General features: G+C 67.4%; 14 protein-coding genes, 2 tRNA genes and 1 pseudogene. 11 read left to right on the top strand and 6 right to left on the bottom strand.

From position 1 onward, the window contains the following. Nucleotides 1–80: 80 nt before the first annotated feature. Genes dnaN through ACZ6NZ_RS04360 form a run of 4 tightly spaced genes read left to right on the top strand, consistent with a single transcriptional unit; the run spans nucleotide 81 to nucleotide 3,878 of the window. Entirely contained in the window at nucleotides 81–1,214 is a 1,134-nt protein-coding gene (dnaN, locus tag ACZ6NZ_RS04375) for a DNA polymerase III subunit beta (protein ID WP_210782097.1), read from the top strand. Nucleotides 1,215–1,254: 40 nt separating this feature from the next. Then, nucleotides 1,255–2,127 carry a phosphogluconate dehydrogenase (NAD(+)-dependent, decarboxylating) gene (gene gnd / locus ACZ6NZ_RS04370; protein WP_091396544.1) on the top strand — a complete coding sequence of 291 codons (873 nt, stop codon included), beginning with the start codon at nucleotides 1,255–1,257 and terminating at the stop codon, nucleotides 2,125–2,127. A gap of 16 nt (nucleotides 2,128–2,143) precedes the next feature. Continuing rightward, nucleotides 2,144–3,277 (top strand): DNA replication/repair protein RecF, encoded by a 1,134-nt coding sequence (recF, locus tag ACZ6NZ_RS04365; protein ID WP_465855606.1) that lies wholly within the window; start codon nucleotides 2,144–2,146, stop codon nucleotides 3,275–3,277. Continuing rightward, nucleotides 3,267–3,878 carry a DciA family protein gene (locus tag ACZ6NZ_RS04360; RefSeq protein ID WP_465855604.1) on the top strand — a complete coding sequence of 204 codons (612 nt, stop codon included), beginning with the start codon at nucleotides 3,267–3,269 and terminating at the stop codon, nucleotides 3,876–3,878. Before recF ends, ACZ6NZ_RS04360 begins: the two co-directional genes overlap by 11 nt. Before the next feature lie 10 nt (nucleotides 3,879–3,888). On the opposite strand, the gene ACZ6NZ_RS04355 is transcribed toward ACZ6NZ_RS04360, so the two are convergent. After that, nucleotides 3,889–4,116 (bottom strand): hypothetical protein, encoded by a 228-nt coding sequence (locus ACZ6NZ_RS04355; RefSeq protein ID WP_465855602.1) that lies wholly within the window; start codon nucleotides 4,114–4,116, stop codon nucleotides 3,889–3,891. Between the two features lie 125 nt (nucleotides 4,117–4,241). Between ACZ6NZ_RS04355 and ACZ6NZ_RS04350 the strand changes: the two genes are divergently transcribed. Continuing rightward, nucleotides 4,242–4,718, top strand: coding sequence for a MarR family winged helix-turn-helix transcriptional regulator (locus ACZ6NZ_RS04350; RefSeq protein ID WP_465855600.1), 477 nt, complete (start codon nucleotides 4,242–4,244; stop codon nucleotides 4,716–4,718). On the opposite strand, the gene ACZ6NZ_RS04345 is transcribed toward ACZ6NZ_RS04350, so the two are convergent. Continuing rightward, nucleotides 4,703–5,257, bottom strand: coding sequence for a hypothetical protein (locus ACZ6NZ_RS04345; RefSeq protein WP_366610008.1), 555 nt, complete (start codon nucleotides 5,255–5,257; stop codon nucleotides 4,703–4,705). The genes ACZ6NZ_RS04350 and ACZ6NZ_RS04345 overlap by 16 nt on opposite strands. A gap of 522 nt (nucleotides 5,258–5,779) precedes the next feature. On the opposite strand from ACZ6NZ_RS04345, the gene gyrB reads away from it, so the two are divergent. From gyrB to ACZ6NZ_RS04315, 6 genes are all read left to right on the top strand, one after another. After that, nucleotides 5,780–7,726 carry a DNA topoisomerase (ATP-hydrolyzing) subunit B gene (gyrB, locus tag ACZ6NZ_RS04340; RefSeq protein WP_366610007.1) on the top strand — a complete coding sequence of 649 codons (1,947 nt, stop codon included), beginning with the start codon at nucleotides 5,780–5,782 and terminating at the stop codon, nucleotides 7,724–7,726. Between the two features lie 130 nt (nucleotides 7,727–7,856). After that, entirely contained in the window at nucleotides 7,857–10,379 is a 2,523-nt protein-coding gene (gyrA, locus tag ACZ6NZ_RS04335; RefSeq protein WP_465855597.1) for a DNA gyrase subunit A, read from the top strand. Between the two features lie 4 nt (nucleotides 10,380–10,383). After that, nucleotides 10,384–11,298 (top strand): DUF3566 domain-containing protein, encoded by a 915-nt coding sequence (locus ACZ6NZ_RS04330; protein ID WP_465855595.1) that lies wholly within the window; start codon nucleotides 10,384–10,386, stop codon nucleotides 11,296–11,298. A gap of 151 nt (nucleotides 11,299–11,449) precedes the next feature. Further along, nucleotides 11,450–11,523 (top strand) — tRNA-Ile (locus ACZ6NZ_RS04325). 42 nt (nucleotides 11,524–11,565) lie between these two features. Continuing rightward, nucleotides 11,566–11,694 (top strand): DLW-39 family protein, encoded by a 129-nt coding sequence (locus ACZ6NZ_RS04320; protein ID WP_209444550.1) that lies wholly within the window; start codon nucleotides 11,566–11,568, stop codon nucleotides 11,692–11,694. A 37-nt stretch (nucleotides 11,695–11,731) separates the two neighbouring features. Continuing rightward, nucleotides 11,732–11,807 (top strand) — tRNA-Ala (locus ACZ6NZ_RS04315). A gap of 55 nt (nucleotides 11,808–11,862) precedes the next feature. On the opposite strand, the pseudogene ACZ6NZ_RS04310 reads toward ACZ6NZ_RS04315, so the two are convergent. From ACZ6NZ_RS04310 to ACZ6NZ_RS04295, 4 genes and pseudogenes are all read right to left on the bottom strand, one after another. After that, nucleotides 11,863–13,012: pseudogene (locus tag ACZ6NZ_RS04310) on the bottom strand (tyrosine-type recombinase/integrase). A 188-nt stretch (nucleotides 13,013–13,200) separates the two neighbouring features. Continuing rightward, nucleotides 13,201–13,911, bottom strand: a complete 711-nt coding sequence (locus ACZ6NZ_RS04305; protein ID WP_465855593.1) for a hypothetical protein — start codon at nucleotides 13,909–13,911, stop codon at nucleotides 13,201–13,203. Between the two features lie 471 nt (nucleotides 13,912–14,382). Next, nucleotides 14,383–14,856: a DUF4411 family protein gene (locus ACZ6NZ_RS04300; protein ID WP_465855591.1), complete on the bottom strand. Its 474-nt coding sequence runs from the start codon at nucleotides 14,854–14,856 to the stop codon at nucleotides 14,383–14,385. Then, nucleotides 14,857–15,996 carry an ImmA/IrrE family metallo-endopeptidase gene (locus ACZ6NZ_RS04295; RefSeq protein ID WP_465855588.1) on the bottom strand — a complete coding sequence of 380 codons (1,140 nt, stop codon included), beginning with the start codon at nucleotides 15,994–15,996 and terminating at the stop codon, nucleotides 14,857–14,859. Nucleotides 15,997–17,139: the final 1,143 nt, after the last annotated feature.

The raw sequence follows: 17,139 nt of genomic DNA, 5'->3' as shown, positions 1-17,139 counted from the left end.
GGGTACCCGCACGGTCGGGCGGGACGGTAGGCAGCGGTCGGCATGAGAGAGTTGTCGCTGACGTCGACGCGGAGGCATTGATGAAGTTCCGAGTGGAGCGCGACGCGCTCGCCGAGGCTGTGGCGTGGACCGCGAAGAGCCTGCCCAACCGGCCATCCGTACCGGTGCTCGCCGGGGTGATGCTCCGCGTCACCGACGGCAACCTGCGGGTCTCCGGGTTCGACTACGAGGTCTCCAGTCAGGTGACCGTCGAGGTGCAGGGCGACGCCGATGGCGCCGCGCTCGTCTCCGGCCGCCTGCTCGCCGAGATCACCAAGGCGTTGCCGGCCAAGCCGGTCGACATCGCCGCGGTCGGCGCCCACCTCGAGCTGGTCTGCGGCAGTGCCCGGTTCACGCTGCCCACCATGCCGGTGGAGGACTACCCCGCGCTGCCCGAGATGCCGCAGAGCGCCGGCACCGTCGACGCCGCGGCGTTCGCCACGGCGGTCGCGCAGGTGGCCATCGCCGCCGGCCGTGACGAGACGCTGCCGATGATGACCGGCGTTCGGGTTGAGTTGTCGGGCGACACTCTGTCGATGCTCGCCACCGACCGTTACCGGTTGGCGCTGCGCGAGATCCAATGGCGGCCGGACGACCCCGAGGTGAGCATCAACGCCCTGGTGCCCGCCCGCACCCTCAACGACACCGCCAAGGCTCTCGGCCCGCTGGGCGGCGAGGTCACCCTCGCCCTCGCCCAGGGCGCTGCGGGCGAGGGCATGGTCGGCCTTGCCGGCGGCACCCGACGCACCACCAGCCGACTGCTCGACGGCGCCAACTACCCGCCGGTGCGGTCACTCTTCCCGGCCACCCACAACGCCGCGGCGCGGGTGCCGGTCAGCACGCTGATCGAGGTGGTCAAGCGGGTCGCGCTGGTCGCCGAACGGACCACCCCGGTGCTGCTCAGCTTCAGCGCCGACGGCCTGGTCGTCGAGGCCGGCGGTTCCGAGGAGGCACGGGCCAGCGAGGCGATGGAGGCGACCTTCACCGGTGAACCGCTGACCATCGGCTTCAACCCGCAGTACCTCATCGACGGTCTGGCAAACCTGGGCGCTCAGACGGCCGTGCTCTCCTTCGTCGACGCCTTCAAACCCGCGGTGATCTCTCCCGCTGGCGAGGATGGCGAGGTAATTCCGGGGTACCGGTACCTCATCATGCCGATCCGCGTCTCGCGCTGATCGCGCCCAGCAACACCCAGATCCACGGAGGTAGAAACACATGCAGCTCGGCCTGGTAGGACTCGGCCGTATGGGCGGCAACATGCGGGAGCGGTTGCGATCGGCCGGGCACGAGGTGGTCGGCTTCGACCACAACGCGCAGATCAGCGACGTCACGACCATCGCGGGCCTCGCAGAGAAGCTTGAGTCGCCGCGCGCTGTCTGGGTCATGGTGCCCGCCGGCGTCACCGACGCCACCATCGACGAGCTCGCCGAGGTGCTCGGCGAGGGCGACATCATCATCGACGGCGGCAACTCGCGCTTCAGCGACGACGCGCCCCGCGCGGAGCGACTCAACCAGCGGGGCATCGGCTACATGGACGTCGGAGTCTCCGGCGGCGTCTGGGGCCGGCAGAACGGCTACGGGTTGATGGTCGGCGGTGCCCAGGAGCACGTGGACCGCCTGATGCCGATCTTCAACGCGCTCAAGCCGGAGGGTGAGTTCGGCTTCGTGCACGCCGGCCCTGTCGGTGCCGGGCACTACTCGAAGATGGTGCACAACGGCATCGAGTACGGCCTGATGCACGCCTACGCCGAGGGCTACGAGCTGATGGCCGCCTCGGAGCTGGTGACCAACGTGCCGGGCGTCATCAAGTCCTGGCGAGAGGGCACCGTCGTCCGTTCCTGGCTGCTCGACCTGCTCGACCGGGCGCTCGACGAGGATCCGGAGCTGGCCGACCTGAGCGGCTACACGGAGGACACCGGCGAGGGCCGGTGGACCGTCGACGAGGCGGTCCGGCTGGCGGTGCCACTGAACGTCATCACCGCTTCGCTGTTCGCCCGGTTCGCCTCGCGGCAGGACGACTCGCCCGCCATGAAGGCCGTCTCCGCGCTGCGTCAGCAGTTCGGTGGCCACGCCGTCCACAAGCGCTGAGCGGTATCCACAACCTGTGTACGTTCACCGGCTGGAACTGGTCGACTTCCGCTCGTACGAGCGGGTGGCCGTCGACCTCCAGCCGGGGGCGAACGTGCTGATCGGGGCCAACGGCGTCGGCAAGACCAACCTCGTCGAGGCGTTGGGCTACGTGGCGACCCTGGACTCGCACCGGGTCGCCACCGACGCGCCTCTGGTCCGGATGGGCGCCACGTCCGCGGTGATCCGCTGCGCTGTGGTGCACGACGGCCGCGAACTCCTGGTCGAGCTGGAGATCGTGCCCGGTAAGGCCAACCGGGCGCGCCTGGGCCGGTCACCGGCGCGGCGGGCCCGGGACGTGCTCGGAGCGCTCCGGCTGGTGCTCTTCGCCCCGGAGGATCTTGAGCTGGTCAGGGGCGATCCGGCTGAGCGCCGCCGCTACCTGGACGACCTGCTGGTCAACCGGCAACCCCGCTTCTCGGGCGTGCGGGCCGACTACGAGCGGGTCGTCAAGCAGCGCAACGCGCTGCTGCGCACGGCGTACCTGGCCCGCAAGACCGGCGGCTCCCGCGGTGGAGACCTCGGCACCCTCGCGGTCTGGGACGCCCACCTGGCCCAGCACGGGGCGGAGCTGCTGGCCGGCCGCCTGGAGCTGGTGGCCGCGCTCACCCCGCACGTGGCCAAGGCGTACGACGCGGTGGCCGCCGGTCGGGGTGCGGCGAGCATCACCTACCGGCCCTCGATCGAGCTGGCCGAGCCGACCACCGATCGGGCCGCGCTGGCCGAGGCGCTGACGGCGGCTCTGGCCGCGTCCCGCTCCGCCGAGATCGAGCGGGGCACCACCCTCGTCGGCCCACACCGCGACGAGTTGGCGCTGAATCTCGGCCCACTGCCTGCCAAGGGGTACGCCAGCCACGGCGAGTCGTGGTCGTTCGCCCTCGCGTTGCGGCTGGCCGGGTACGACCTGTTGCGCGCCGACGGCATCGAGCCGGTGCTGGTGCTCGACGACGTCTTCGCAGAGTTGGACACCGGCCGCCGGGAGCGGTTGGCGGAGCTGGTCGGCGGGGCGAGTCAGCTGCTGGTCACCTGCGCCGTGGACGACGACGTGCCGGCCGCCCTGCGCGGCACCCGCTACCAGGTCGGCGAAGGGACGGTACGCCGTGTCGGATGAGTCAGGCGGCAAACGACCGGCGGCTGGCGACGGCCCTGCTGCGCGTACCCCGGAGGCGGCGCAGGGATCGGCGGGCGGTGAGCCGGCGGCGGCCGCGAGCGGGCCGGAGCTGGCCCGTGCGGTGCTCGACGCGGCGCTGTCCCGACGGCAGGCGGCGGCCCGCGCCCGGCGTACCCCCGGCGGTGGCGACGCTGCCGGCGGCTCGGGGCGGCGGTTGCGCGGCTACTCCGGCCCCGGGCCCGACCCGCGCGATCCGCAGCCGCTCGGCGCCGTGCTCAACCGGCTGGTGAAGGCGCGTGGCTGGCAGCAGCCGGCCGCCGAGGCCACCGTGTTCGGCGCCTGGGAGCGGGTCGTCGGCGCGGAGGTCGCGCAGAACAGTCGCCCGGTGAAGTTGGAGAACGGCGAGCTGACGGTGGAGGCGCGCTCGACGGCCTGGGCCACCCAGCTGCGCCTGCTCGCCGGCTCGCTGCTCAAGCAGATCGCCAGCGAGGTCGGGCACAACGTGGTGCGCAAGTTGCACATTCACGGCCCGGCCGCGCCCTCGTGGGGGAAGGGGCCGCGCCGGGTACGCGGCCGCGGTCCGCGCGACACCTACGGCTGATCCGCGCCGGTCAGCGGCGCCGGTCAGCCTCGCGGGCTGCCCGCTTGCGTTCCCGTTGTTCCCGGGTGAAGCGCTTGCGCTCGGCCAGGTCGCGTTTCCACGCCTCGCGGGCCTCGGCCGAGCCGCCCTGCACCGCGCCCTGCACACCCTCGGCCGGGCCGGCGAGGTGCCGGAAGGCCCACCGCATCAGTCGGCCGCCCTCGCCCGGGGTCCTGGTGACCGCGCCGTCCTCGCTCATCTGCCGCCCTCTTCCGCGCGTCGCCTCGCCGGTGCTCGTCCGTTGTTCGAGCAGAGCATTGGGGCACCAATGGTTGGTGCACCAATGATCGGTACGATAGTCACCGTGCGCAGACAGGGCAACCGATGAGCGAACGACCTGGTGGCGATGACCCGCTGGCCCTGGAGCAGCAGGTCTGCTTCGCCCTCTCGGTCGCCGCGCGCAGCGTGGTGGCCGTCTACCGGCCGTTGCTGGAGCCGATGGGGCTGACCCATCCGCAGTACCTGGTGATGTTGGCGCTCTGGCAGCACGCGCCACTGTCCGGTCGTGACCTCAGTCGCCTGCTCCAGCTCGACCCGGGCACGCTGTCACCCCTGCTCAAGCGGCTGGAGGCGGCCGGCTACCTGCGCCGGGAACGCGACCCCAGCGACGAGCGCAGCCTCGCCGTCACCCTCACGGCCAGCGGCGCCGCGCTGCGGAGTCAGGCCGAGCTGATCCCGGCCGCGATCGTGCAACGGCTCGGGCTGCCGCTCGAAGACCTGCAACACCTGCACGCCGTGCTGACGCAGGTGATCAAGGCCGCGAACCAGCCGGCCGACGCGGCGGCTCAGGCGTCGGCGTAGACGGCGAACCCGCGCTCGGCGCACCGGCGGTAGAACGCCGCCAACACGCCCAGCTCGGCGCAGGTGAAGTTCCACTGGGGCGGGTCACCGCTCTCGTCGCGCAGCGCGTCGAGCCGGCTCTCCAGCCAGCGCAGCTGCTGCTCGGCCAACCGACCGTCGCCGAGCAGGGAGCGCAGCACGGTGCTCACCGACTCGAAGGTGACCGCCTCGCCGGTCGGACGGTGCGCGGCCACGAACCGTTCGATGCCGCCCGCGATCCAGGAGCAGCCGTCCGGGTCGATCACCGGGTCCTCGTCCTCGGCGGCGGCGTCTGTGGCGTACAACACACCTTCGAGGCCGAGAAGCAGATCCACCAATTCCGTGTACGCGGTCGCCCGGATGGTGCCGGTCTTCGCGATCAGCTCGGCCAGGGCCGCGGTCGGCGCGGAGATGCGCGGCAGGTCGACGATCTCGCCGAAGTCGACGAACTCGGCCGGCGCGACCGGATCGTAGAAGCGGCCGGTCCGCGGCCAGTGCACCGCGACGTTGTCCAGCCCCATCTGTCACCTCTTAAAGAGCACGTGTCGGGTCGATCGGGTCGATCGTCCCGGTTCTACCCGGTAAAGATCAAGGCCGGTTCCGGGGCGCCGCAAACGTACGGCACCGACGCTTCGGCCGCGACCCCCGACCCGCCCGACCGCGGGTCAACCCGTCCTGCGGCGGCGCGTGCGATGGGAGCCTGGCGTGTGGGGGGAGTCGTGGGCGGCAGGGTTCTGCCGGCTATGGACTTCTCAGCCGGCTCGCTGAGGGTGCCGAGTGGTGGTTCTGTCCCCCGGGCACAGTAGGATTGACAGTGAGACGAAGACCCGGTGCGGGGGTGGGACGGGGCCGGTAGGCCCCAGATTCATTCTCCACGTCGGGTCGAGCCGATCGCGATCCGCGGGCAACCGCGGCGACCGGCGCGTTCGACCCGCTGTCCGGAGTTCTCCGGCACCGGTCCGCGCGCCGACGTCGCGTCCTGTCCGCCGAACCCGCGCCCGACGCGCCCTACGGGCGTGGCTGACGCGAGAAAGTGGCCGAGGGTGGCAGCGCAGGACAAGCAGGAGTACGGCGCAGAGTCGATCACCGTTCTCGAGGGGCTGGAGGCCGTTCGCAAGCGGCCCGGTATGTACATCGGGTCCACCGGCGAGCGCGGTCTGCACCACCTCGTCTGGGAGGTCGTCGACAACGCGGTCGACGAGGCGATGGCCGGCTACTGCGACACCATCGACGTGGTGCTGCTGGCCGACGGCGGCGTCCGGGTCACCGACAACGGCCGTGGTTTCCCGGTCGACCTCCACCCGAAGCTCAAGAAGCCGGGTGTCGAGGTCGCGCTGACCGTGCTGCACGCGGGTGGCAAGTTCGACGGCAAGGCGTACGCGGTCTCCGGTGGTCTGCACGGCGTCGGCGTTTCCGTGGTGAACGCGCTGTCGACGAAGATGGCCGTGGTGATCCACAAGTCCGGCTTCGTCTGGCGGCAGCAGTACACCAACTCCAAGCCCAGCCCGCTGGAGAAGGGCGAGACCACCGACAGCACCGGCTCGGCCGTCTCCTTCTGGCCCGACCCGGACGTCTTCGAGACGATCGACTTCGACTTCCAGACCATCTACCGACGCCTGCAGGAGATGGCCTTCCTCAACCGGGGCATCACCATCCACCTGCTCGACGAGCGGGTCCCGGAGGACGAGGAGGGCAAGACCCGCGAGGTCACCTTCCGCTACGACGGCGGTATCGCCGACTTCGTCCGACACCTCAACGCCTCCAAGAACCCGATGCACAAGACGGTGGTCGAGTTCGAGGCCGAAGAGGAGGGCATGTCCCTCGAGATCGCCATGCAGTGGAACGAGTCGTACGGCGAGTCGGTCTACACCTTCGCCAACAACATCAACACGCACGAGGGCGGCACCCACGAGGAGGGCTTCCGGTCCGCGCTGACCAGCGTCGTCAACCGGTACGGCACCGACAAGAAGCTGCTCAAGGGTGACGAGAAGCTCTCCGGCGAGGACATCCGCGAAGGCTTGGCCGCGATCATTTCGGTCAAGCTGACCAACCCGCAGTTCGAGGGCCAGACCAAGACCAAGCTCGGCAACACCCCGGTGAAGAGCTTCGTGCAGCGGGTCTGCAACGACCGGCTTGTCGACTGGTTCGACCGCAACCCGGCCGAGGCCAAGACGATCATCCAGAAGGCGTCCCAGGCGGCCCGCGCCCGGATCGCCGCCCAGCAGGCGCGCAAGCTGGCCCGACGCAAGTCGCTGCTGGAGTCCGGCTCGATGCCGGGCAAGCTGGCTGACTGCCAGTCGACCGACCCCCGCGAGTCCGAGGTGTTCATCGTCGAGGGTGACTCGGCCGGCGGCTCGGCCAAGCAGGGCCGCGACCCGCGGACCCAGGCGATCCTGCCGATCCGCGGCAAGATCCTCAACGTGGAGAAGGCCCGGATCGACCGGGTGTTGAAGAACAACGAGGTCCAGGCGCTGATCACCGCGCTGGGCACCGGCATCCACGACGACTTCGACATGGAGAAGCTGCGGTACCACAAGGTGGTGCTGATGGCCGACGCGGACGTCGACGGCCAGCACATCCAGACGCTGCTGCTCACCCTGCTGTTCCGCTTCATGCGTCCGCTTGTCGAGATGGGGCACGTCTACCTGGCCGCCCCGCCGCTCTACAAGATCAAGTGGAACAAGAAGGGCGACGACGCCCAGTACGCGTACTCCGACCGCGAGCGGGACGGACTGATCGCGCTGCGCCAGCAGAAGAAGCCGAATGCGAAGCCGGACGACATCCAGCGCTTCAAGGGCCTCGGCGAGATGAACTATCCCGAGCTGTGGGAAACCACGATGAACCCCGCGACGCGTACCCTGCGTCAGGTCACTCTCGACGACGCGGCGACCGCCGACGAGTTGTTCAGTGTGCTGATGGGTGAGGACGTCGAGGCGCGCCGGTCGTTCATCCAGCGCAACGCCAAGGACGTGCGGTTCCTGGATATCTGACGGGCTGCCCCGGATCGGCCGGGCGTCGCTCGGCCGATCCGGCGGTCCACAGAGTTATCCACAGCTTGGCCGGTATCCACAGCGGTTATCCACAGCACGAAAACGACTCTGAGTCTGATAAGGGTACACAGTGACTGATTCGCCCGAGTCCACACCGAACGAGCCAGAGGTCCCCGCCGAGGCCATCGCCGCGGTGGTCGCGCACGACCGGATCGAACCGGTCGGGCTCGAGGTGGAGATGCAGCGCTCCTACCTCGACTACGCGATGAGCGTCATCGTCGGTCGCGCGCTGCCGGACGTCCGGGACGGCCTGAAGCCGGTCCACCGCAAGATCCTCTACGCGATGTTCGACTCCGGCTACCGCCCGGACCGCGGCTACGTGAAGTGCTCCCGCGTCGTCGGTGACGTGATGGGTCAGTTCCACCCGCACGGCGACTCGGCGATCTACGACGCGCTGGTCCGGATGGCGCAGCCCTGGTCGCTGCGCTACCCGCTCGTCGACGGCAACGGCAACTTCGGCTCGCCGGGTAATGATCCGGCTGCCGCCATGCGCTACACCGAATGCAAGCTCGACCCCCTCGCCATGGAGATGCTGCGGGACATCGACGAGGACACCGTCGACCTGCAGGACAACTACGACGGCCGGGCCAAGGAGCCCACCATCCTGCCGTCGCGGATCCCCAACCTGCTGGTGAACGGCTCCGAGGGCATCGCGGTCGGCATGGCCACCAAGATCCCCCCGCACAACCTGCGGGAGATCGGCGCGGCGGTGCAGTGGTGCCTGGAGCACCCGGAGGAGGACGAGGAGACCACCCTCGAAGCCCTGATCGGCATCGTCAAGGGCCCGGACTTCCCCACCTACGGCCTGATCGTCGGCACCACCGCGATCCAGGACGCGTACCGCACCGGTCGCGGCTCGATCCGGATGCGCGCCGTGGTGGAGGTCGAGGAGGACAAGCGGGGCCGCCCCTGCCTGGTCGTCAGCGAGCTGCCCTACCAGGTCAACCCGGACAACCTCGCCGAGCGGATCGCCGAGCTGATCAAGGAGGGCAAGCTCGCCGGGATCGCTGACATCCGCGACGAGTCCTCCGGTCGTACCGGCATGCGGATCGTCCTGGTGCTCAAGCGCGACGCGGTCGCCAAGGTCGTGCTGAACAACCTCTACAAGCACACCCAGCTCCAGGAGACCTTCGGCGCCAACATGCTGGCCCTGGTCGACGGGGTGCCGCGCACGCTCAACCTGGCCCAGTTCATCCGCTACTACGTCGAGCACCAGATCGACGTGATCCGCCGGCGGACCGCGTACCGGCTGCGCAAGGCCGAGGAGCGGGCACACATCCTGCGGGGCCTGGGTAAGGCGCTGGACGCGCTGGACGAGGTGATCGCCCTGATCCGGCGCTCTCCGACGGTGGACGACGCTCGGCAGGGCCTGATCCGGCTGCTGGAGATCGACGAGATCCAGGCGACCGCGATCCTGGACATGCAGCTGCGCCGGCTCGCCGCCCTGGAGCGGCAGCGGATCATCGACGACCTGGCGAAGCTCGAGATCGAGATCGCCGACCTCAAGGACATCCTCGCCAAGCCCGAGCGGCAGCGGAAGATCGTCTCGGAGGAGCTGGGCGAGATCGTCTCCAAGTGGGGCGACGACCGCCGGACGCAGATCATCCCGTTCGACGGCGAGGTCTCGATGGAGGACCTCATCGCCCGCGAGGACGTGGTCGTCACGATCACCCGCACCGGGTACGCCAAGCGGACCAAGGTCGATCTGTACCGCTCGCAGCGGCGCGGCGGCAAGGGCGTCAGCGGCGCCACGCTGCGGCAGGACGACATCGTCAGCCACTTCTTCGTCTGCTCGACCCACGACTGGATCCTGTTCTTCACGAACAAGGGCCGCGTCTACCGGGCCAAGGCGTACGAGTTGCCGGAGGCCAGTAGGGTAGCCAAGGGCCAACACGTGGCCAATCTGCTCGCCTTCCTGCCCGACGAGCAGATCGCGCAGATCATCGAGATCCCGAACTACCAGGTAGCCCCCTATCTGGTACTGGCCACGAAGAACGGCCTGGTGAAGAAGACGCGGCTCGAGGAGTTCGACTCCAACCGTTCCGGCGGCATCATCGCGATCAACCTGCGCGATGAGGACGAGCTGGTCGGTGCTGCGCTGGTTGCGCCGGAGAACGACCTGCTGCTGGTCTCCAAGAAGGCACAGGCGATCCGGTTCAACGCCTCGGACGAGGCGTTGCGGCCGATGGGCCGGGCCACCTCCGGTGTGATCGGCATGCGCTTCACGGACGACGACGTCCTGCTCGCCATGGAGGTCGTGCGGGAAGGTTTGGACGTTCTGGTGGCCACGAACGGGGGATACGCGAAGCGGACCCCGATCGAGGAATACCCGGTGCAGGGCCGGGGAGGTAAGGGCGTGTTGACTGCAAAGATCACCGAACGGCGCGGTGGTCTGGTTGGCGCTGTGGTGATCGATCCGGACGACGAGCTGTTTGCGATCACCAGCAACGGTGGTGTCATTCGGACTCCGGTGAAGCCTGTACGGCGTACGCGTGACCGGAACACAATGGGGGTCAAGCTGATGGACCTCCCGGACGGCGTGACTATCGTGGCGATTGCTCGCAATGCCGACGAGCCTGACGAACAGGACTAGTTGAATGACGGAGACACAGGCGAAGTCGGGGAACACGGGGACCTCGGCCAAACCGGTCGACGAGGAGGCCGCCAAGGGCGGCACACCAGCGACCGGCCGCGCGGCCGTGGGCCGGGCGACGGTCCCCGCCGACGCGCCTGCCCCGAAGTTCACCAGGGCTCCAGGTATGACACCCCCGCCGGAGCAACCGGGCGAGGACGGCGAGTCCGGCGACAAGACCGAGGCGTCCAACGCCGAGGCGCCGACGTCGGCCGCCGCCAACCCTCCGGGTCCGGCGGCGGCACCCTCGGCACGTCCGGCGACCACCCAGCCGATCGGTCTCCGGCCCGGTCAGGCCGCGTCAGCCGGGTCCACCGGCACCCAGCCGCGGATCACACCCGGAATGACCCAGCCACAACCGGACGCGGCGCGGGCGACCGCCACCGCCGGCCGCCCGGCCAGCGGCGGTGGCCTGCCACCGGGGATCGGCAACGCCTCCGCCGTCGGCGCAGCCCGCGTCGGTGACGCGGTGCGTGCGGCGCGTACGTCGGTGAGTTCGGCCGCCTCCCGCGGACCGCGACGGGCCCGGCTGAACCTCAAGCGGATCGACCCGTGGTCCGTGATGAAGTTCGCATTCGCGGTGTCGGTGGTGCTCTTCATCGTCGTGGTGGTGGCCACCTCGGTGCTCTACCTGGCGCTGGACGCGATGGGTGTGTTCCAGAGCGTCAACGAGAGCCTGAGCGACCTGGTCAACGCCGGCGGTGGGCAGAGCACCAGCGGCTTCCAGATCACCGCCAAGGGCGTGATCCTCAGCTCGGCACTGATCGGCCTGGTCAACGTGGTGCTGTTCACCGCGCTGGCCACCCTCGGCGCGTTCGTCTACAACGTCTGCGCCGACCTGGTCGGCGGGATCGAGCTGACCCTCGCCGAGCGGGACTGAGTGACCGGGACGCCGGGGCCACCGCGGAAAGCGGTCGCTCCGGCGTCCCGTACTCGGGTAGGTTTTGCAGGCGGCGACGGGCCTGGCTCGCAAGCCGGACCCCGATTTGGGGCCGGCGGAGCGGATGGGTTAATCTTGCTCGTCGCAACGCGGGGCTATAGCTCAGTCGGTTAGAGCGCAGAGCTGATAACTCTGAGGTCGATGGTTCGATTCCATCTAGCCCCACCGCATGTCGTCCGACGGTAGTCGAGCGCGAGGGGTCGCCCCATGTTCAAGAAGCTGCTGATTCTGGCTGGCGTCGTCGGTGTGGCTGCCGTCGTGTTCAACAAGATCAAGGCGTCGAACGACGAGCGTGCCCTGTGGCACGAGGCGACCACCGCGCCCGACCTGCGCTGACGTTCGCGCCGCGCGCGACAGCCGCCGCGCAATTCGCGGGGCCCTAGCTCAACTGGCAGAGCACTGCCTTTGCAAGGCAGGGGTTAGGGGTTCGAGTCCCCTGGGCTCCACCAGCACTTTCACCGGTTGACCTCGGGTCCGAGTACAGCCATCCGTACAGCCAAGCCGTCACGTCGTCCCCTCCTGGGCGAGAATCCGGTCGATGGCCGAGGCAGCGTGACGAGCCTGCGCCGGCAGGACGTGCCCGTAGGTGTCGGCCGTCATCCGGATTGTGGAGTGCCCGAGCAGTTCCATCACCGTCCGCAGCTCCTCGCCCTGATCGAGCAGGAACGTGGCGAACGCGTGTCGCAGGTCGTAGGTGCAGCCAGTCCAACCCGGCCGTCGCGCGGAGCTGCTCGAAGCGCCGGTTAACATTCCGCGGCTCCATAGCCGTGCCGATGGTGCTGGCGAAGACCAAGCCCAGATCCGACCACACCTCCCCGGCCGCGAGCCGTTCCTTGGCCTGGCGCACGCGCGGTGCCTCCAACGCGCGAACGGCCAGAGCCGACAGCGGCAGCGGACGGGCCGATCGGTGCGTCTTCGGTGGCACGAACACCAACCCGTGATCCGTTCGCTGGAGCGTCTGCCGAACGAACAGCGCCTGTCCCGGTAGGTCGATGTCCGACCATCGCAGGCCCAACAGCTCAGCCCGCCGCAGCCCAGTTGCCAGCGCCACGACGAACAGCGATTCCAGCCGATCCCCGGTCAGGACCGACAACAGCGTCTTGGCCTCCTCGGGCGTTAGGGCACGTCGCTCGGTGCGGCCGAGAGCCGGCGGCTTGGCTGCCTTGGCGACGTTGCGCGCGACCAGGTCCATCCGCTCAGCGTCGGCCAGGGCGACCCGTAGCACGGCGTGCACCTTGATGATGCTGGCCGGCGCTAGCTTCCCGCGCAGCTCAGTGAGGAACCGCTGCACGTCCCGGGGCGTCAGCCGGTCGAGCTTGACCCGACCGAGGCCCGGCACCAGGTGCTTGCTCACGGCCAGGCGGTAGCGCACCAGCGTTGACGGCCGAGTGCCGTCGTGCGCCTTCACGTCCCGCAGCCACTCGGTCAACCAGGCTTCCAGGGTCCGAGGCTGTGCGGAGAGGTCGACGCCGAGCTGAAGTTGGCGCCGCAGCTCGTCCCGCTTCCGGACCGCCTCAGCCTCGTTCTTGGCGTAGACGTACTTCCGCTTCCGTTTGCCGTCGATCCAGCCGAGGTCGACCACCGCAACCCACGTGCCCGGCCGCTGCTCGTACACCGAGCCCTCACCATGAGAACGCCGCCGTCGGCCGGTCATGCCGCGAACTCCTCATCCGCCGCCAAGAACTCATCAAGGCGGCCCGCAAGCGGGCCGCCCCGGCCCGGCCCCGGCCTGCTGGCGACCTTCGGCCGGCATCGGCCGGGCCGGCCGGCCACGCTGGCGGATGACAAGACCTTTGAATACTCGGGGCGCTGCCCCGAACCCCGGCCCTCCTGAGATCCGCCCTAACGAGCCCCGGAAGACTTCCTCGCACGCAACTGCGCCACAAACTTCGGGTACTCCGGCCCGTCGAGTCCTAGTCGGGATTCGTCAAGGCGCTTCATCAGTGCCGCGTAGTGCCTATCGAATCCGGGCTGTGAAACGACAAGCAGATGCACAAGTTCGCCCACGATGCCAATGAGCTTCTTCCTGCTTTCAATGGCGCAGTAGTTCAGGGGGGCCGGCGCCGGATCCGACAGAAAATCGTTTTCCTTGCGGCTCTTCAAGCGCCATGCCCACTGAGCGTGGGCCGTCTTGTTACGGTCCTCGGTGACCGGCCGCAAGTCGCCTGACAGCAGGGATTGGACTTCCTGGAATCGAATGAACGTAGGCAGGCCAAGTGACGCCTCGTCCACCGGGAGGTGCATCAACACTGCGTAGTGGCGACGGAAGGCCATTTCCACTGCTTCTAGCCATCTGTCGGCCTGGTTGCTCACACGCCAGATAATCTGGCGTTCGCGGTCGTTGAAGCCGTTGGGGTCGGCGATGACTTTGCGGAGCCGGGCCTCGGCGGACATCCCGAGCATTAGCATGTGCAGCCGGGCAAGGGTCTCGGTAGCAGCTTGGTCATTACTTCGGATTGCTTGCTTATGCGCCCGTTCGACTTGTACCAGGCCGCGCTGGATAGCGGCCAAGTTCTCGCTATGTTTCTCGAACTCACGAGAAGTCTTAAACAAGGACGGCCCCTCGACACCTAAACGCCACGCCGCACGCACCTGTCATACGGCCTGGCGTCCAGGAGTCGAACCTGGTGGCTCTTCCAGTTTTGGAAGCGCGCTCCGAGCGCCCACGCCCGAGCACAAGCTACTTCAACGTTCCAGAGTTGTACAGGGCCCCACGGCCGTGCCGCCGTACAGTCAAGATCACCTCTACCTCAACGCCCCCGACAGCAGTAGACGGGCTAATTAGGGAAGCAGACACCTGACCAGCCGTTTATGACCTTGCTCTGATCCCGGGCCGTACCGGGCTTCTGGTGCCCACGCCTGGCAGATGGCATCGAGGCTCGTCCGATAGGGATGCCCCGCCTTGTCGCCCTGGTCCTGGCCCGCTCTCCACGGCGCCTGGGTGCGCGGCAGGTGGGATGACGAGTACTCAGCCCACTGCGCAGGGCCGGCGACGAGTGGCGCCGAGGCGTACCGCCGGCAACGTTACCGCCGGAAGCTCCATCTTTCGGTGCGGATCAAGCCGAGGAAGTCAATGCAGGAGATTCCCAGGGCCTGGCAAACGTCCGGAATGCGTGGGCGCTCAAGAGAGCCCAAGGCGACTTCGTTAGTAACGACCGTGCATTTGCGGACTCGCGCTAATGCGATGACGAATGGGTCGGCTTGACTCCGGCCCTTCTGGGTGTTCACCAGCCTGGGATGTGCCTGCAAAATGGTGCGTACGGCGAGCTGATTATCTAAATCTGCTTCACAAAAGAGCTGTGGTCGCTCTTTCGCCCAAGCATAGAGTTCGTCATCCTTCTTCTTTAGTTCTTGCCGAACTTCCTCTGAAGCTTTAAGGCGCCCCAGTGATATCAGCTCATCGATTCCATGCCACAGTCCCGGAAAGACGTCCTGAGGATAGCGCCTATGCCAAGCCTCAATTATCGAGCTGGTGTCGATGCTGTAGGTGACTGGCAACTATGCTGCCCTCCCGAATGCCTCGTCAGCTATCCTTTTCAGGTGCTGAACCTTGACGCCGAGATAGCTGGCGGCCTCCAGAGTGTCGATCGCATCATGCGCGTAAGCATGGCTGACGAGACGCACGAAACCCTTGCCTAGGTTACGAGCCTTGACGCGATAGTAGCCAGGGCCACCGGGGTTTTCCTTCTGCTGCTCCTTCTGCTGGGTGCGCTCGCGCTCGTATATGGCGAGGTATTCCCTCCGTCGCCGTTGGTAGTAGGACAGAGTTGTTTTGTTAAGCGTGAGGAGTCTGCGCAGCACGGCCTCTTCACTAACGCCGTACTTTCTGGCGAGAGAGTCAAGCACACTGCTTTCCCAGTTCTCGTGGCCATCTGGAGCAGCGCTTACAACCACTTCACTGAGCAGTGCCTCGGCTGGCATGAGGGCAGAAGCGGCAGCTTGATTGCAAAAAGCCTCAAGGCGATCCTCTGGCGTTCGCGGCCGGCTTGCATTCTCTTGATCACACAAACCGCTCTGCCGTAGCGCCAAGTGAGCGTACTCGTGCAGAAGCGAGAAGGTTTTGCCTCGGACAAAGTCACCGCCATTGACGGCAACGACTGGGAACTCTTCGGCATAGATGCTGAATCCGCGCATCTCCTCGACGCTGATTTTCTCGGTCTGGATTACTAGGACGCCATTATCCTCTAGTGCTCTTATCCAGCCACCGAGAGCTCTGTATTTCTCGTTCCATGTCCCTTGTTCCTTGAGCGTCACCCCAAGTGCAGAACGCATTGTTGAGCCGAGGCGCTCTGCGTCGTTGGTCTGCACGGGAGTCGCCGGCTTCCAGGAAGTTGGGATCTGCTCGCCCATCCGTCGAGAGATCTCAAGCGCTGATTCGCGCTGGTCCTGTGCTCGCCGATATTCGAAGTGAAGAGGAGCGGTCCAATCCTCCGATGTGGGGGCTGGGAGGCGGCGGAAGTCGTGCAGTGCATCGAACCCACTTGGAGGGGCGTCCAAGAAGAAGACGGCTAACGGCCGCTTGTATACCTCGGACATCTTCCGGAGCTGAGCCATCGTGGGAGCGGCTACGCCTTGCTCCCACGCCTCAAGCTTTGCGATCGGCTGGGCCAGCTTACTTGCAGCCTCTTCCAGCGACATGCCAACGGATCGGCGTGCCCACTCAAGCACAGATGGCTCTACGATCGCGGTTGGGGTTCGCCCTCCCATTGGCCCTCCTGGCGATCGTTACGCAGCGTGTGATCCAAATTACCGAAGTAGTAGCGGACGCGCTACCTCTAGTTGGCACCGATCAAAGAGACAGTGAGCAGTCCTAAAACAACTAACGGCCGCACTTGATTAACGCTCTGACCTGCCCACGGTCACCGGTTGAAGGAGCTTGCGCCGCTTCTCGCTGGTGGGAACACGCTTCTTTTGTCAGATTGCGGGCAGTCTAGTTGACATCTAGACGCGGCTCGGCCCAACTGCTCATCAGGCCAACGCACCATCCGGCGGCCGTCAAGGGCTGTACAGCCATCCGTACAGCCAAGCCGAGCGACGGGCGCAGCCCGAGGTCGACGGAAGCCGACACGACGAGCAGGTCAGCTACGGTCACCGACGCTGATCGACAGCAGTCTTGATCTTTGCAAGGCAGGGGTTAGGGGTTCGAGCCCCCTGGGTTCCACCAGCACTTCCCTCGGTTGATCTCGGTCCGAGTGCCGCCATTCCGCGCGGTGAGGTCGACCCCGAGCTGAAGTTGGCGCCGGTCAAATAGTCGAGGTCGCCTTGGTCGATCGCCGCGCCGTACTCGTCCGGGTCGAGCGGTCCAGTACCGCGTCAGGAACGGCTTCAGGTCGAGGGCACTGAGGGCGGCGGCGATGCTGCACAGTCTTGGCCCGGCTCGCCGTCAGCAGGAAGTCAGCCAGACACTCGGAATGACCGGTAGTCCCTGACCCGCGACGGCAGCTTCGTCCGCTCCAATGCCATGAACAACGCCGACTGGCGATGGTTCATCCCACGCCCGCTGTCTGGCGCGCAAGCCAAAGCCTCTGGGCCGCCCTTGATTGACCCTGGCAGCCGCGAACCACGTCTGACCCACCAGCGTCCGTACGAGCCGGCACGGTTCGCGTGATGTTGTGGGCCGGGGCGCACAAGCTACTCAACCCCAGCGGCGGACGGGTCTCGGGAAGGAGACTGTCGCCGAGGACGGCGAACAGCCGTGCTGATTGCGGTCATAAAGTGTAGCTGACGAACTCGTTGCCGACGATATGTAGACAGCAATAGACCTGGTTCCCCACTCGACCG

This window comes from Micromonospora sp. NPDC047756 (genome assembly GCF_055587245.1).
Note: the sequence above shows the minus strand (reverse complement) of the source record. Positions and strands in the feature narration are given on the sequence as shown.

What these genes read in the sequence shown, in the direction of transcription:
- dnaN (WP_210782097.1), top strand. Translation starts at nt 81, where the DNA reads ATGAAGTTCCGAGTGGAGCGCGACGCGCTCGCCGAGGCTGTGGCGTGG.
- gnd (WP_091396544.1), top strand. Translation starts at nt 1,255, where the DNA reads ATGCAGCTCGGCCTGGTAGGACTCGGCCGTATGGGCGGCAACATGCGG.
- ACZ6NZ_RS04355 (WP_465855602.1), bottom strand. Translation starts at nt 4,116, where the DNA reads ATGAGCGAGGACGGCGCGGTCACCAGGACCCCGGGCGAGGGCGGCCGA.
- ACZ6NZ_RS04350 (WP_465855600.1), top strand. Translation starts at nt 4,242, where the DNA reads ATGAGCGAACGACCTGGTGGCGATGACCCGCTGGCCCTGGAGCAGCAG.
- ACZ6NZ_RS04345 (WP_366610008.1), bottom strand. Translation starts at nt 5,257, where the DNA reads ATGGGGCTGGACAACGTCGCGGTGCACTGGCCGCGGACCGGCCGCTTC.
- ACZ6NZ_RS04330 (WP_465855595.1), top strand. Translation starts at nt 10,384, where the DNA reads ATGACGGAGACACAGGCGAAGTCGGGGAACACGGGGACCTCGGCCAAA.
- ACZ6NZ_RS04320 (WP_209444550.1), top strand. Translation starts at nt 11,566, where the DNA reads ATGTTCAAGAAGCTGCTGATTCTGGCTGGCGTCGTCGGTGTGGCTGCC.
- ACZ6NZ_RS04295 (WP_465855588.1), bottom strand. Translation starts at nt 15,996, where the DNA reads ATGTCGCTGGAAGAGGCTGCAAGTAAGCTGGCCCAGCCGATCGCAAAG.